Genomic DNA, 14,932 nt, shown 5'->3' on the forward strand with positions numbered 1-14,932 from the left:
TCTCCTCAGTTGGCGAGAAGGCCTTGGTCGAAGCCCTGGCCGGCCTGGTCGAAAACGAACATGGTTGCGGCGTTGTCGATGCCGTCGACGGCGAACGCCCCGTCGTTGAATCCGCGCCCGGCAACGTTGAACGTGAACGCGTTGGCGGCCTGAACGGGTTCGGTGGCCACGGCGGTTACGGTGACCTCATGCACCTGCAGCCGGGCGATGCGGTGCTCGAGACGTTCCACGTAGAAGTCCCGGTTGACGCCGAGTACGTCGTTCTTCACCGTGATCCGGTCGGAGATCCGCAGCGAAAGGATTTTCGACAGGTAGCGGTCGTTGAAGTTGGTCAACGTGAACGTCACCCTCGGCCGTTCGATGCTGTACACCGCGACGATCCGGTTGGCGATCGCCTGCGCGTCGTACGGGGTGCACCACGGCGCGTCGGCCGGCCACGCCTTGCGGGCCTTTCCCTGGCTGGCCGGGTCGCCGGCGGTGATCTGCACGGTGCGGGTAACCGGCAGGGGGACGGCGTTGAGCGCCATCCGACTGACCGTCCCGCCGGTCACCGCGGTCAGGAAAATGGTGATCGTCTGCCCGGAGTCACGGCTGATCGTCGTGGTGAAGGTGCCCGAGGAAACCTGCAGCGACCCGTCGACGTCGTTGGGTGCGACCGCCTGGATCACCGGGTCGGACGGTTGGGCGGTGAAGATCCGGGTTTCGCCGACGGTCATGGCGATCGGGTCTTCGGTGACCCACACTTCCTGGGCGGCGTCCGGGTTGCGGATGTCCACCGTGAACGACACCGTGTTGACGATGTCTTTCACACCGTGGTTGTAGAGGAACGAGTCCTTTTTCACCTTGTAGTCGGGGCCCTGCGCACCGGCCGGCCACGTGTGCGTGATCAGCCCTTGGGAAGTGTTGGAGGCGGCCGAACGGACCCGGTGGTGCCGGTCCCTGAACACGAAGATCCCAGCTTCGACGTAGGCGATCGCCGGCGGGCCTTCCGAGTTGACCAGTTTGTCGATCGCCGCAGCCGGGTCGGTGCCTTCTTCCCACCAGTAGCGGATATAGGTGGCGCCCGGGTCGAGGGCCCGCTTGTCGGCGGGCCAGCCGATCGCGTCGAGGATCAGGCCGATCGCGTCCCCGGTGCGCACACCCGTGTACACGGGGGTGGACAGTGCCGGCGCGTCGGTGCGTCCCCACGCGTCCTGGGATTTCCCGCTGAACGTCCGCGCCGGTGACAGAGAATCGACTTCGTAGTCGTCGAGGGCGTCCTGCCGTAGCAGATACGTTTTGCCCGCATCCGCTGCAACATGCAGCAGCAGGACGTTGTCGACGTTGAACGTGTTCGTGTTCGGTGGTGTCCCCGTGATTGTCAGCCGGGGTGTCGCGTACGCGGCCGTGCCGGGTGGGGTGAACGTGGCCTGCACGGTTGTCCACACCGTCGCGGTGGCGGGCAACGCTGCCCCGCTCGCCGTGGAGATGAACGCGCCGGCCGCGGTGTACCAGTCGACGGCGGGCACGATCGTGGCCCAGCCCGCCGACGAGCGGACCCGGAACGAGGCGGTGATGCTGCCCTCGGGTAGCGCCCAGATAGGGGTGCGGGTACCACCGACCGCAGCGACGGAGGCGACCGCGCCGGGCGGAACGTACTGCAGCGAACCGTCGCCGTCCTCGGTCGGGGTGGCGACCCTGCTGATCGTGCCGCCCCCGGCCGCGGTCCACCCGGCGGTACCGGTCGCCCACGTTTCGCTGTACCGGGTGGTCTGCTGACCGGTGACTGTGCGGGTGAGCTGCACACCCTTCCCGAACGTGATCAGCCCGCTGATAGGCGAGGACGTGTTCTCCGGGCTGAACCAGCGGTCCCACGCACGGTCCCGGTTGCGTAAGGTGAACGCCATCTCGGTGCTCGGCGCCGCGAGACTGGTCGGGTTGTCGACCGACCGACCCCACCCGAAGGTGATGTCGCCCCGGTCGACGTATGACGACACGTCCTCGAGGGTGCCCGTGTAGTTGCCGCCCCCCGACCAGTCGATACCGAGCAGGTAACCGCGGACGCTCACCGCGCTCTGGCCCCAATGGACGCGGCGGTGATGCGCCGGGAGCGGACAGCTGAGGTGAAGCCTTTCACCACCATGTCCTCCGCCTGCTTCTCGTTGGCGATCACCGCGCCGTTGAACGCGCCGGGTTGAACGATCACCGTGATCCCCGCGGCGCCGGCCCCGTCGGGGTTGACGTATTCGGTGCGGCCGGACAGGTTCGCGCCGAGGGTCCCCGACGGCCAGAAACCGCCTTGGTCGAACAAGCGGATCGGCATGCCGGACATGGCGCTGACCAGCCCGCCGTGCTTCGCGGCCCAGTGCACGTGGGCGTTACCGCCGGGGAAATTGTGCTGGTTCCATACCGCGCCGGTGTAGGTGTGCGGCTGCCCGTTGTTCAGATTGAGGTCCTGCCAGGGGGTGATCAGTTCCTTCGTCTTCGAGCCGAACGTCGAGCGGATCCACTCGGCCAGGGCGCGCACCGGCGGGTAGTCGACCGCCCGCCCGATCGCGTGGTACGACCGATTCCCGGTCAAGGTTGTGGCACCCTGCCGAAAACCGGAGATCATGTTCAGGTCGGGGAACCGGTTGTGGATCAGCTGGCGCATGCCCTGCCAGCCGCCGAACACCCCCTCGCCGCCGATGCCGCCGCCGAAGCTGAGCTTGTCCTTGATGAAGTCGACCGCACCGTTGATGGTTCGGCGGGCCGAGCCGACCACGGTGTCACGTAGCATCCCGGCGCCGGGCACACGAGCGATGACCGCCTCGGCTGCCTTACGTAGAGCCGCGGCCGGGTTGGTGACGAACGACAGCGCGCCCTTCGCCCCTCCGACGATCCGGTTCCACGAGTCGCCGATGCCATCACCCACGCCTGGGCCGTCGTTCCCGTCGAGGTAGGGGTCGATATCCGCCCGGGTCACCTTGCCGCGCTTCGCGTTGATCGCCTTGACGAGCGGCAGGTTCGCCAGGGTGCTGCGGGTGTTGGTGATGAACTCACCCGAGGCGACAGCGAGCGGCCGTCCAGTCCCGGTGATGCTGGCAAGCATGTTGTCCGACAGTGATGGCCTGCCGGGAATCTGGCCGCCGGTTGCGAACCCTTTGATCGGTTCGACGCGGTCCTTGACGCCGACGACCGACGCCGCCTTGTTGAGGCCGTTGATGAACGGGTTGATGACCTGGTTGACGACGAACGCGACCGGTTTACGGGCGGCTTCCTTGACCTTGTCCCACGACCCGGTGATGGCTGACACGGCGGTGCTGAACCCGCCAACGACCTTGTCCCGCACGAACGAGATGAACGCGGCGAAGATCGGTTTGATGCCGTTGTTCCACACGCCGGAGATCCGCGCCGACAGCTCCGCCCACCCGATCTTGAACAGTTCGATGTAGGGCCGGACGTGGGCGCTCCACCAGTTCGCGACAACCACGCCGATCGCGGCGAAGATGCGCTGGAAGAACCCGAGCGTCGTCTGGATCGCGCCGACCACGGGCCCGAGAACATACGCTTTGAACAGGTCGAACAGGATTTTCATGCCCTGCCACCACTGAGCGACCCGAGCCTGGATCCAGGCGAACACCGACGAGAACATGTTGCCGAGCCACGTGATCACCGGGCCGAGAACGGCCTGCACGATCTTCACGAACGCGGCGAACGCCACCCGGACAGCGAGCCACCAAATCTCGACGATCTTCTGAATGGCACCGAACACGGGCTGGAAGATGTTGTGCCACAACCACATGGCGGCACCCGACAGGATCTTCCACTCGGTGATCAACGCCTGGATGTAGAGCGTGACCGCCTTGACGACGAAATCGATGACCGCCTTGATTGCATTCCAGACCGGCAGGATCACGTTCTGGTACAGCCACTTCGCCGCCGCCGCGATCGCGTTCCAGGCACTGACGATGGCCGGCCACGCCGTCCCGGTGATCCAGTTGACGGTCGCCGCGATCGCCGACTTGATCGCAGCCCACACCGCTTGCACGATGTTGCGGAACGCCTGGTTGTGCCGGTACAGCAGAACCAGCCCGGCGATGAGTGCCGTGATGGCGACGATCACCACACCGATAGGGTTGGCGATCAGGGTGGCGTTCAGCAGCGCCTGCGCCGCCGCCCACCCCTGCGTGATCCGGGTGATGATCCCGATGCCCTGGATGGCCTTCACGACACCGCCGGCGGCCTGGATCGCGAGCATCGTCGAGTTGATTTTCAGGGCGATCGTGACGGCCCCGATGGCCAGTGCCCAGTCGCGGATGGTGCCGATGTTGTCGCGGATGAAACTCGCGAACGTCCCGATGTACCCGAAGATCGTCGGGAGTTGCCCCGCGATCGCGTTCAACCCCGACGTCAACGGACCCTTGACCTGGTTGTAGATGGCGATGGCCGCGTTCTCGAACTGGGACTTCACGTTATCGATGGCGCCGCCGAGCCCGGCGTTCTTCGCCTTCGCGACATCCGCTGCCGCACCCTGCTGCAGGATCGCCTGACGCTGCTGCTCGTAGACGGGCAGGCCGCCCTTCATCAGGGCCAGGATTGACCGGGTGGCGTCAGCACCGAAAATCTTGGTGATCGCCATGTTGCGATCCTCTTGCGTCATGTCCTTCGTGCCGCGCGTGACCAGGTCGATGATGTCCTTGAGGGGGCGCATCTTGCCGGCCGCGTCGTAGGCGATGTCACCCGAATTGGCAAGCTTCGGGTTCATCTTGTCGATGGCGTTGATCGCCTTTTCGCGCGCATTGGCGTTGCCGTACAGGATCGCCTTCTGTTGATCCAAGGTGATGTTGGCGCCCTGCGCGGCCTGAGCGATCGAAATCATCGCCGCCTTGGCTGGACCGGACGGGCCGGTCAGCTGAAGCAGCGCCTGCTTCAGCGAGGTACCGGCGTCGGAGCCCTTGATGCCGTTGTTGCCCAGGATCGCGATCGCCGTGTTGAGTTCGGTGATCGCCTCCTGCGGACCGACCGCCGCACCCTGCAACCCCGAGAACACCGCTGCCGCCTGCTTGAACGAAGCGGACGCCTCGGTAACCTCGATCGACGAAGAGTTGGCGGCAGCCGCCAACTGGTCGACGACCTTGCCGGTGTCTTTCGCCTCAATGCCGAACGCGTTGACCGCGTTCGCTGCGATCTCCGCCGCGTCGGCCTCGCTGATGTTCGCGATCCGGGCAAGCTGCAGAGTGCCCTGCGCAGCGTCCATCGACTCCTGCACGGTGAAACCGGCCTTGGCCAGTTCCGTCATCGCCGCCGCGGCCCCGGCCGCCGACACGCCCGGCAGGGTCACATCCGCACCGAGGGCGCGGGCCTTGTCGGCGACCTCATCCATCTGCTTACCGGTCGCCTTGCTGACGGTTTTGAAAATGTTGAGGTTGTCCTCGTACGCGATGCCGATCTTCCCGATCTGCGCCACCGCGCCCGCAAGACCGAGGGGGACGAATACGCCGGCGGCCAACTTCAGGTTTGCGCCGAGCTGGGAGGCGAGTTTCTTGGTGCGGTCACCGAACCCGAACGAGAACGCGTCTCCAGCCTTTGACCCACCGGACCGGCCCGCAGCCTCAGAGTCCTTGACAAACTTGCCCCGAGAGTCCCGCAGCCTGCCGTCGGAGCCGCGGGTGAACTGCTCCCCGAAACCCTCCCCTGCGCCCCTACCCGCGTCCTCCCCGTCCTTGACGAAACGGCCCTTGGAGTCGCGGATCCTGCCGTCGGTGCCTTTGGTGAACTGGTCGTTGAACCCCTTCGCCGCGGCGTCACCGGCAGCCTTCCCGACGTCGCCGCCGGTCTTCTGGAACTCCCGCTTGTCAGTGGACGGGCGGATACGGACGAACGCGCTGGCCAAAGCCACCATCGGGGGATCACCCCCCAGGGCTGTCCTCGACGCTGTCCATCGCCTGCCAAAGGGCGGCGTCGCCGCGCTCGTTGAGCTCGCCCCAGCCGTGCAGGTCGGAGTCGAACTTCTCGCGCTGCTTCGCGTCCAAATCCTCGACGAGCATCGCGTACACGACGTTCAGCGCCACCCGCGGCGGGAGGACGTCTAGTGGCCCAGATCGGCCACGTTCACCCAGCCATCCGGAGCCGACTCCGGCGAGGATGAGGCGCCCCTCGACCTCTGCGATGTTCGCGGCGAGCCATCCGAGGAGATTTCTCGCCGCTTGCGGGGGCGGGCCGCGACCACCGCCATGGCGTCGCCGACGAAACCCATGAGGTCTTCGCCGTCGGCTTGCTGATCGATGGCGTGCTGCTCGAACTGCTGCCACTGTGACAGCCCGTCCCACACGGGTTCACCAGTCGCCGGGTCGACTACCTGCCGGCCGGTGTCGGGGTCGAGCTTCGGTGGCCGGGTCTGGTCGACGACATCGCGGATCAGCGCGTACATGGCGGCCAAGCCCTCCATGTCGTCGGAGTCCAGACCCTTCTTCGACGCGTTCGCGAACGCCAGCATCGGCATCAGGCCGATCTTCTCCGCCAGCCGGAACCGTCGCCCGAGGAACTCCGCCGAGTTGGCGTCGTCGAGCACCACACCCTCCGCTGCGGCCTGCACCGCATGGGTGTCCAGGACCGGTTCGGCGGCGACGGCGTGCAGCGGCCGGTCCACAGCGGGTCGCGGTGGGTACTCCGGAAAGTCGGCCATGACCACGTCAGCCACGGGTCGTTCCCGCGCCGTCGAAGTAGACAGGCTGACCGGCCGCGTCCGGCTCGAACGTGAACTTCACCGGCAGGGTGGCGTTGTTGGCGCCCTTCTGCCGCTGGATACCGACCGAACCGGTCTGGAAGGCCTGCATCGCCCACCACCGTTCGGTCCCGTCCACCGACTCCCAGCCGATCTGGGCGCGGACTTCCTGACCGGGCTGGGGCAGCGTGTACGAGGTGCGCAGAGTGGAGCCGGATCCGCTGGTGCTCTTCGTGCCACCGTTGAAGATCCGTTTGAAGTTGGTGAGGTTGATCCGCATCGGCTCGAACTCGACGGTGATGGTCCGGCCGGTCACCAGGTTCAGCAGGGCGTCGACGTACTCGGCCGCTTCGACCTGGTCCATGTCGATGTCGACGTTGAGGGTGTGGCCTTCCTTGGTGACACCCCACTGGTTCCAGCCGACCGGCCACGTGTCGGTGTACACGCCACCAACGACGGTGCAGGTGGGTGCCGAGACACCGAGATCGGAGCTGAAAAGAAAACCTGCTCCAAATGCGAGGCCGTCCTTTAAAACGGTTATCCCGGGCATTGATCACTCCTCAGGTTTCGCCCTCGTGGGCACGCTGAAGACCCGCTCCTGCTCGTGCAGGGCGGGGCTGTTGGGGGGTGGGAGAATCGGTAGGTGACCGACGAGGGCGACCTGCGTGTACCGGACTCCGACGACGAGCTGCGGCAGTTGGAGCAGGACTTGTACAACGAGTCCCGCAGGTTCACCAACCAGACGGGTGAGCGGGTCGGCTATGCCAGGCAGGCCACCCAGCTGCGAGCGGTGCAACGGCAGCGTGCCGACGAGCGCGCACCGGATTTGAGTTCACTGGGGGAGAAGTTCGGCTGGTCGCCGGCCTTGATGTGGCATCTGGCCCAGCCGTACTGCTACTGCGAGATCGGCCACGACGGGTGGGAGTGGTGCCGCCACGCCATCGATGAGGGCCTGGACGGACTCACCCGGCTAGCAGGTCGGTGAGAACACCGAGCGCAACCAGGATCAGCAGGACTGCGCAGGCCACCAGCACCACACGTCTGATCATGCTGGCCTGACCCGGACAGTGAAGTTCAGCAGCATGCGCGGCAGGTCCCCGTCCGGGAACCACGACGGGCCGGCCAGGTCGTCGGCGACGAACAGCCACGCCCGCTTGTCGCCGAACTCCACCAGGGCGGGGACGCCGCACAGCCCGGTGGAGATCTCCTCGGCGAGCGCAACTGCCGCGTCGGTGACCGCTTCCCGGGTGGCGCCGTTGCCTCCGTACACCTGCGCGGACAGTTGCGCGACCAAGTCCGGGTCCTCCGGTGAGTCCCCAGTCCGGACCGAGAAGCCTTCCTCGAGGTAGGCGTAGCAGGCCGGGGTGCCGCCCTGCACCTTCTTCAAGTAGGCGCCCAGCCACAGCGGCTTGTTCGGGCCGACCAGGGTGTCGGTGCGGGAGTTGATCCAGGCGCGGGTGGCGCCGAGCGCATCGGTGTACGTCGCCACTACTGGAATACCCTTCCGGCCAGGTCGGCGAGGGCGGGCACACACCACGGCATAGGTTTGGTACCCGGATGGTGGACGGTCTTGCCGAACACCCGGCCGTCCTTGGAACGCAGCGGATAGTCGCCCTTGGCGGTGATGTCGTGGGGCACGGTTCCGGTCTCGAGGCCCAGCGGGTACGGGTAGCCGTCGGGCGATTCGGCGTCCGAACCGATGTCGCGGTACGGGCCTATAGCGTCACGGCCCCGCTCGACGTGGATCTGGTCGCGGGCGTAGCCCCGTTCCCGGCCGTGGGAGCCGTCGCGGGACACCGGGATGCGCCGCTTCTGGCCTTCCTCGACGATCGCCGCTGCCTCTTCGAGGAACGGTTCGGAAAGGCCGAGCACCTGCTGTTCCCACAACGGCTCGAACTGCACGAAGCTATCGCGGGCCATCGGCCTGGTTCGCCGCGGTCGCGGCCACCGCGATCGGGTCACCGACAGCAGGGGCAGCAGCAGGGTCGGCGACCGGGACAACATGGTCCGGCGTCCACGCTTGCAGGTCGGCGCGGGTGGTCGTGTCGTCGTCGGCCCACGCCTTGTCAGCGCCGAGCTTCTTCACGTAGGCCACCCAGTCGGCCTTCTTCGCGTTGTCGGCAGGCCGTTCGACAGGCTTACCCTTGGCGTCCCGTTCGGCTTGGAGCTCCTCGAGCGGAGCCTGCGCGGCGTCTTTCTCCGTCATGCCGGCGGCGACGGCGTACGCCTCCCACGCGGCCCGGTTCGCGCCGTCATCGGGGCGTACGACGACCACCGTCGCAGGCGTGAGGTCGGCGAGGGGGCCTTCGGTGACGTCGGCGTCGCTGCCGTCGTCACCGACGATCAGGTTCCAGTTGGCGACGACGACTTCGGGTACTTCGTGCCCGCGCTGGTAGCCGAACACGCTGGTGCCGGGGGCGGAAATGCCGTGCAGGGCGGTGTACACAGTCACCGAATCTCCTCAGGTTGTCGGTACGCCGTCAGACGTTGAGCAGGTAGAAAGTGACCTCGCTCGCGGTGCCGTTGATCGCCACTGCGACCCGGCCCGACGAATCACCGACCAGCGGGTCGATCCGGCCACCCCACGCCCCACCGGCGGGGATCGTGATGACCCGCGGGTTGATGGTCAAACCCTGATCGGTCTTGTTGTTCGTCAAGGTCACCGTGTGCGGGCTGGCACCCGAGTTGACCCACACCGCGTAGGAACCCACGGCGACGGTGTCACCGGATGTCGTCCCGGTGCGTTTGGTCAGCGCCGCCCCGGTGATGCTGTTCGCCGAGTCGGCGGTGTAGTCGGCCATGCGCTCCTGCCCTAGAAGAAGAGATACCCGGGCTCGCAGCCCGGATAGTTGGCGATCAGGATCGGTTCGTCGGCGTCCGCGTCGACACCTGCGTCGTCAACGGCCGTGGTGAGCCGCTGATAGGCGGTCACGGCACGGGCCAGCAGGTTTTCGGCTCGCCGGGCATCCTCGTCGGTGCGCGCGTAGGCGGCGGCCAAGGACGCGGCGGCGTGCAGGGCGGTGACCGTGCCGGCGAGCTCGTACAAGGCGGCCGGCATGACTGTGGCCAGAGGCGCCACCAGTGCGCCGGCGTCGGCGATGTGCCGGTCGGCGACGGCCCCGTCGGGGCTGGTGTCGTCGGAGAACGTGCCCTGGTAGGTCTGGTCGCCAGGTTTCGACAGGCTGACCGTCAGCCACGGCACGTACGCGGCAACCTGGGTGCGGCCCGGCCACCATGTCGGCCCGCCCGCGGTCCGGGCGGGTAGGACGTAGCGTTCGAAGTCCTCGGCCCCACCGCCGGTGCCGGTGACCACCCAACGCAGGACCCACCGTCCGGCCTGGGTGAACGTGACCGGGGTGGTTGAGGTCCACGTCTGGGTGTACTCGACCGGGTTGCTTCCGGGGATTTCGGCCAAGGCTCCACCGGCGACCGTTACGGAGCTCGACGTGCCACCGGGGGTGGTCGCCGTCAACGTGGCGGAGGTGGTGTTGTCGGCCGGCGCCACGTTGAGTGTGACGGTTTCGCTGTCGCCTACCCCGAGGTCGGAGGGCACGGCACCCCCTTAGTTGCTTGGTCCTCGAGCTCCGCCAGCGGTCAACGCGGGCCGGGCCGAGCCTGTCGTGAACGTGGCGGGGTTGCCGCCGTCAACGAGCGCGGGCGACGTCGAGGCGGGTGTGAATGTCACGCGGACGGCGCCGGGGGTCAGCCGTGGCCGCCGGCCCGAATCGGCGGCGAGGCGGCCCGGCTTGAACTCGGCCGCATGCGCCGAGGTGGCTGCGGCGAGCAGGCCGACGGTGATGGCAAGTGCCGCCGCCACCTGGGAGGCGATCGTGCCACCTGCGGACAGGGCGGCCGTAGCGGTGAGAACGGCCGCCGGCCGGGCGGTTGTGGTGGGTCCCGCCACCAAGCCCACCGTGATGGTCAGCGTGGAGCCGGTGCCCGCGGTCCTCGAGCTCGTCGCCGTCGACGTCACGGTGACGGCCAGCGCCGCCGTGGCCGTGTCGGTGGTTGTTGCTACCGCCGTCATCGACGCGACGATGGGCAGGTTGGCAGTGAAGGCTGCCGCCAGGGCGACCCCTGCGGTCAGACTCGTGGTGACGGCGAGTGCCGCCACCGCAGACCGGTTCGCCATGCCCGTGGCGGCGAGTGTCGCGACGACTGCCAGGGAAGCACCCGCCCCGGACCCGCTGACGACGGCAGCCGAGGGCAGTGTCGCGGTGATGGCGAGCGCCGAGGTGACGGGTGCAACTCGAGCCGGGTCTGCGGCGAGACCAGAAGTGATGGCCAGCAGCGAACCCGCCGGCCTTTGCCCTGTTGCTGCGGCCACCAGACCGGCGGCGATGGCCAGGGTGGACCCCGCCGCGCCGGTCAACGTCGCACCGGCTACCAGACCGGCGGTGATCGGTAGCTCGGCGTTCGCGCCCGATCCGACAACCGCCCCGGTTGCCGACAAGGTGGCGGTGACGGCGAGTCCCGCAACGGCCTGAGCTGTCCGGTCGAGCCCGGCGGTCAACGTCACGAGGGTCGGCAAGATGGCGGCTGCGACTTGGCTCGTCACGGCCGCGGCGGTGAGGACTGCGGTCACCGGCAAGGCCGCCGAGCCACCCCCGGTACGGGTGGCTGCAACGGCCAGCGTCGTCGTCACGGCGAGCGTTGCCGTCGTCAGCTGTGCGCTGACCGGGGCTGCGGCGAGGGTGGCGGTCACCGGCAGGGATGCCGCAGCCGCACGGATTGCCGTCGTCGCCGCGGTGAGGGCTGCGGTGACGACGAGCGCTGCTGTGGCGCTTGAGAGGCTGGTGACAGTGCCCGCAGCCGTCAAGGTGACAGCGACGGGCAGCGTGGCGGTAGACGTCCAGGTTCCGCTTGTGTCCGCAATCAGAGCAGCCGCGATCGGCAACGCAGCTGAGGCGGGACGGGTGCCGGCTGCCACCGCGGTCAGACCGGCGGTCACCGCCAGGGAGGCGGAGGCGGACCGGGATGCTGTGCCGCCGGCAGTGACCGTTGCCGTTGTGGTCAAAGCCGCAGCGGCGAGTTGCGCTGACGAGACCGCCGCGGTCAGACCGACGGTGACCGGTAGCGCCGCAGCCGGCGTCGCCGTCCTGGTTCCGTCCGCCGTGAACGCCGCGGTGATCGGCAGGGCCGCTGCGGGGAATGCGGTTCGGGTGGCAGATGCCGTCATCGTGGCCGTCGCCGTCAGCGATGCCGCCGGAGCTGCTGTCAGGCCTGCACCTGCGGTGGGGGAGGCCGTCGCTGCGAGGGTTGCGGAAGAAGCGGCGGTTCGGTTCGAGTCGGCCGTCAGGGTTGCCGTGACAGGAAGAGACGCCGCGGCCGTAGCTGCGCGGGTCGCATCTGTCACCAGCGATGCGGACACCGAGAGAGACGCGCCCGCGGAGGGTGCCGAGGTGCCAGCGGCCGTCAGGGTCGCGGTTGCCGACAATGCCGCCTGTACGGGCGCGGCACGGTCCGCGCCCGCCGCCAACGTCGCGGTCACTGGCAGCGCGGTAGCCGCAAGGTCGATGATCACGGCAGCGGCCGTCAAGGTTGCCGTCACCGACATGGCCGCAGCAGCACTGTCGGTGACCACTGCTGCCGAGGTCAGGGTGGCGGTGACAGCCAAGGTCGCGGCGGCCGACTGGGTGGTGGTGGCGCTGCCGAAGTTGTCGACCTGCAGGACGTCACCGGCGGTAGGTGATGATCCGGCCTCGACGACGACCATCAGGTTCGTGTAGTCATGCCAGGCGACCGGGGTGATGGTCCGCTGGGTCGTCCAGGTCGAGCCGTCCGAGGACGTTTGTTCCAGGATGTTCGCGCCGGTGTAGTCGATGCACCGCCAGGTGACCGAGCCCGGCGTGTAGGGAATCTCGATGAGGCCGGCGTCTGATCCGGCGGCGGGCGCCTCGAACGACGTCTTGGAGGTGCTCGGGTTGAAGTAGAAGCCGAGGAAGTTCTGGAACGAGTCGAAGCCGGGCGTGACCCGGATGCCACCGTACGAGCCTGCACCACTTTGCGGCGAGGGCACCTGGAAGATGAGCCGGCTGCCCTTGAGCTGGTAGACCGGTGCGGAGAACGCCCCGCCGTAGGTGCCCGCGTTGCCGTCGACGCGCATGGTTCCGCCGGAGACGGTGACCGTCCCGGAGATGTTCGGCCAGGTGGTGCTGTTCGGCGCCGAGCCCGTCGAGAACGTGTCGACCAGCGCGGTGATCGGGTCGTACTCGCGTAGCCGTACGGCCATCGACGCCCCGCAGTTGGACACACTCCAGGTGAACCCCACCGTCGGCGCGTTGGTGTTCGAGGTGCCCGGCGTGGTCGCGGAACTGACGGCAGCCGACCAGGTGTAGACCATGCCCTGGTTGCCGCTGCTGTTGCGGACCTGGCTGCGGCCGGTGACCGTACCGAACGTCATGCCGCTTTGGGTGATCGTCGGCGTGCTGGTGGCGGTGGCGCCGTCGTCGGTGTCGCCCGAGGTGGAGACGTGCACCCAGTCGCCGGGGAAAATCCCCCCGGCCGACCAGGCGCCGCACACCGCGCTGTAGTTGGTGCCGTGCGTGGTGTCGGCGCCGGTGACGAAGACCGGGGTGTCCCAGGACGAGCGGGTCTTCGAGTAGACGTCCATCGAGCCGACCAGCGAGTTGCTCGACGTGGCCGACACAGCGACGGTGCCGGACTCGCCGCCGGTCAGGTCGAGCCAGTAGACCGCAACTTTTGTGGTGCCCGTGTCCGCCGCGTTGGTGCCGGTGCCACCCGTCGCCTCGCCGATCTTCTGCCAGCCGCCGGACGGCGTCGCGATCGTGGCGGTGGACGGCTTGGCGGTCAACGTAAGGATGGCCCGTCGGCCCGCGGCCACGTTGTTGTAGGCGACCGTGCCCGATGTGGTGCCGGCAGCGACCGCGGTTGTCGAGACACCGGTTCCGCCGACGAACGCGATCGTCACCGCCGCCCCGCCTCCACGATGGGTTGCAGCGACGAGGCTTCAGTCAGGCAGCGATCGGGGCGAGGCTGACAACGATGGCGCCAGAAGCACTGGTCAGGCTGTCACCGGTCTGGACCGTCTTGGAGGACGTCAGCGCGAAGCTGTTGAGGAACGTGCCCGTCGTCGACGCATCCCAGTTGGAGAAATGGGTGACCGTCGTCGGGGAGGTGCCGGCCCAGTTCGACCAGGTCGGCGTGTTGTTCGACGCGATCGACCCGCCCGACGCCGCGGCGAAGGTCACCTGCGCGCGGGTGGTCACCGACGCTGCGTTCGACGTCCCGGCCGCACCGGGGTCACCGGTGTGCAGCGCCAGGTAGTTACCGGCCGGCGCGGTCGAGGCCTGCGCCCGGTGAATGTGATCGAGAACTTTGTTCGCGTATGAGGTTGCGGCCAGGCCGACAGTCATCGCTGAGCCTCCTTCGCCTGCAGGCCGGCGAGGTGGGCGAGGAGATCGGAGCCGCGAAGCTCCTCGGCGCCTTGGGTGAGTTCGTCGCAGTCACCGTTCGGGCAACCCAGCGAACGGCAGCAGTCCCGGTGCAGCTGCAACGTCGTCCGGTCGTACAGATCCGCCAGCAGGCGGCTGCGTTCCCCCTGGGGGGAGCTGTCGATGATCGCGTCAACCAGCAGTTCCGGGATTGCGATCCCGGAAGGCTGCTGGCCGTCGATCACGTGACGCGGGTGGTCGTCGACGCCGCCGCACGCATCGCAGATGCGCAGCTCCCTGCCGTCACCGATCAAAGTGGTACTACTCATCAGCCCTCCTCGGGCAGCAAGACATGGCCGCCCGAAGCGGCAAGAAAGATGAGGAAGGTGAGGGGCCGGCCGTTCCCCGGGACCGGCCCCTACCGCTATTCGGCCGGGATCACACCGGCGTCCACGCAGGCGGCGATGATGTCGCCGCGGTCCGCGTCCGGCTCGTAGCCGACCCCGGTGGCGTCGGCGAACGCCCGCCACGCGTTGAGCCCGGAACCCTTCCCGGCGCGCGGGGGAGGTTCCGGCAGGTCGGCGGGCACGTCCTCGTCCGGCTCATCCGGTGCCGGTTCGGCCACCGGTTCCGCAGGACGCGTCGGCAGGTCCGGTGCCGGTTCGGAAACCGGCACCGCCCCCTGCGCGGGTACCTCCGGTGCGGGTTCGTTGACCTTCACCGGACGCCCCTCCCCGGCCCGCGGCAGCCGCTCGTCCAGTAGGTCATGCAGATCCGCCAGGACGTCGAGGATCGCCCCGAGCCACGGCCCGTCAGTGCCGAACGGGGTGCCGAGCGACGGGCGCTCACGCAC

Annotated in this window: 15 protein-coding genes; 1 reads left to right on the forward strand and 14 read right to left on the reverse strand. The window is 68.0% G+C overall.

Annotated elements, in window-relative coordinates; all coding sequences use genetic code 11:
• Positions 1-5: 5 nt before the first annotated feature.
• Genes Afe05nite_RS40385 through Afe05nite_RS40405 form a run of 5 tightly spaced genes read right to left on the reverse strand, consistent with a single transcriptional unit; the run spans position 6 to position 7,235 of the window.
• Entirely contained in the window at positions 6-2,048 is a 2,043-nt protein-coding gene (locus Afe05nite_RS40385; protein ID WP_203822631.1) for a hypothetical protein, read from the reverse strand.
• The gene (locus Afe05nite_RS40390; protein WP_203822632.1) at positions 2,045-5,863 is read right to left on the reverse strand and encodes a phage tail tape measure protein; all 3,819 of its coding nucleotides are present in this window, start codon (positions 5,861-5,863) and stop codon (positions 2,045-2,047) included. Before Afe05nite_RS40390 ends, Afe05nite_RS40385 begins: the two co-directional genes overlap by 4 nt.
• 7 nt (positions 5,864-5,870) lie before the next feature.
• Positions 5,871-6,032: a hypothetical protein gene (locus tag Afe05nite_RS40395; RefSeq protein ID WP_203822633.1), complete on the reverse strand. Its 162-nt coding sequence runs from the start codon at positions 6,030-6,032 to the stop codon at positions 5,871-5,873.
• A gap of 17 nt (positions 6,033-6,049) precedes the next feature.
• Positions 6,050-6,661 carry a hypothetical protein gene (locus Afe05nite_RS40400; RefSeq protein ID WP_203822634.1) on the reverse strand — a complete coding sequence of 204 codons (612 nt, stop codon included), beginning with the start codon at positions 6,659-6,661 and terminating at the stop codon, positions 6,050-6,052.
• Positions 6,654-7,235 carry a phage tail tube protein gene (locus tag Afe05nite_RS40405; RefSeq protein WP_498371349.1) on the reverse strand — a complete coding sequence of 194 codons (582 nt, stop codon included), beginning with the start codon at positions 7,233-7,235 and terminating at the stop codon, positions 6,654-6,656. The genes Afe05nite_RS40400 and Afe05nite_RS40405 overlap by 8 nt, the downstream gene beginning before the upstream one ends.
• Before the next feature lie 93 nt (positions 7,236-7,328).
• Here Afe05nite_RS40405 and Afe05nite_RS40410 point away from each other — a divergent pair, with 93 nt between their 5' ends.
• Positions 7,329-7,670 carry a hypothetical protein gene (locus Afe05nite_RS40410; protein WP_203822636.1) on the forward strand — a complete coding sequence of 114 codons (342 nt, stop codon included), beginning with the start codon at positions 7,329-7,331 and terminating at the stop codon, positions 7,668-7,670.
• A gap of 60 nt (positions 7,671-7,730) precedes the next feature.
• On the opposite strand, the gene Afe05nite_RS40415 is transcribed toward Afe05nite_RS40410, so the two are convergent.
• The 9 genes from Afe05nite_RS40415 to Afe05nite_RS40455 all read right to left on the reverse strand — a co-directional run bounded on the left by Afe05nite_RS40415 (position 7,731) and on the right by Afe05nite_RS40455 (position 14,932).
• Positions 7,731-8,174, reverse strand: a complete 444-nt coding sequence (locus Afe05nite_RS40415; protein WP_203822637.1) for a hypothetical protein — start codon at positions 8,172-8,174, stop codon at positions 7,731-7,733.
• Positions 8,174-8,605: a hypothetical protein gene (locus Afe05nite_RS40420; protein WP_203822638.1), complete on the reverse strand. Its 432-nt coding sequence runs from the start codon at positions 8,603-8,605 to the stop codon at positions 8,174-8,176. Before Afe05nite_RS40420 ends, Afe05nite_RS40415 begins: the two co-directional genes overlap by 1 nt.
• A complete protein-coding gene (locus tag Afe05nite_RS40425; RefSeq protein ID WP_203822639.1) occupies positions 8,592-9,137 on the reverse strand; it encodes a hypothetical protein in 546 nt (181 codons plus the stop codon). The genes Afe05nite_RS40420 and Afe05nite_RS40425 overlap by 14 nt, the downstream gene beginning before the upstream one ends.
• 28 nt (positions 9,138-9,165) lie before the next feature.
• Complete coding sequence (locus Afe05nite_RS40430; RefSeq protein WP_203822640.1) at positions 9,166-9,486, reverse strand: hypothetical protein; 321 nt, start codon at positions 9,484-9,486, stop codon at positions 9,166-9,168.
• 11 nt (positions 9,487-9,497) lie between these two features.
• On the reverse strand, positions 9,498-10,238 hold the full coding sequence (locus Afe05nite_RS40435) for a hypothetical protein (protein ID WP_203822641.1): 741 nt from the start codon (positions 10,236-10,238) through the stop codon (positions 9,498-9,500).
• Positions 10,239-10,247: 9 nt separating this feature from the next.
• The gene (locus Afe05nite_RS40440; protein WP_203822642.1) at positions 10,248-13,616 is read right to left on the reverse strand and encodes a beta strand repeat-containing protein; all 3,369 of its coding nucleotides are present in this window, start codon (positions 13,614-13,616) and stop codon (positions 10,248-10,250) included.
• 43 nt (positions 13,617-13,659) lie between these two features.
• Entirely contained in the window at positions 13,660-14,061 is a 402-nt protein-coding gene (locus Afe05nite_RS40445) for a phage tail fiber protein (protein WP_203822643.1), read from the reverse strand.
• Positions 14,058-14,408, reverse strand: coding sequence for a hypothetical protein (locus tag Afe05nite_RS40450; protein ID WP_203822644.1), 351 nt, complete (start codon positions 14,406-14,408; stop codon positions 14,058-14,060). Before Afe05nite_RS40450 ends, Afe05nite_RS40445 begins: the two co-directional genes overlap by 4 nt.
• Positions 14,409-14,503: 95 nt before the next feature.
• Entirely contained in the window at positions 14,504-14,932 is a 429-nt protein-coding gene (locus tag Afe05nite_RS40455; RefSeq protein WP_203822645.1) for a hypothetical protein, read from the reverse strand.

Source organism: Paractinoplanes ferrugineus, from assembly GCF_016862195.1.
In the GTDB taxonomy this organism is placed as follows: domain Bacteria; phylum Actinomycetota; class Actinomycetes; order Mycobacteriales; family Micromonosporaceae; genus Actinoplanes; species Actinoplanes ferrugineus.

Bases quoted from the DNA above. Each gene is read 5' to 3' on its own strand.
- Afe05nite_RS40390 (WP_203822632.1), bottom strand. From the start codon at position 5,863: ATGGTGGCTTTGGCCAGCGCGTTCGTCCGTATCCGCCCGTCCACTGAC.
- Afe05nite_RS40405 (WP_498371349.1), bottom strand. From the start codon at position 7,235: ATGCCCGGGATAACCGTTTTAAAGGACGGCCTCGCATTTGGAGCAGGT.
- Afe05nite_RS40420 (WP_203822638.1), bottom strand. From the start codon at position 8,605: ATGGCCCGCGATAGCTTCGTGCAGTTCGAGCCGTTGTGGGAACAGCAG.
- Afe05nite_RS40430 (WP_203822640.1), bottom strand. From the start codon at position 9,486: ATGGCCGACTACACCGCCGACTCGGCGAACAGCATCACCGGGGCGGCG.
- Afe05nite_RS40445 (WP_203822643.1), bottom strand. From the start codon at position 14,061: ATGACTGTCGGCCTGGCCGCAACCTCATACGCGAACAAAGTTCTCGAT.
- Afe05nite_RS40450 (WP_203822644.1), bottom strand. From the start codon at position 14,408: ATGAGTAGTACCACTTTGATCGGTGACGGCAGGGAGCTGCGCATCTGC.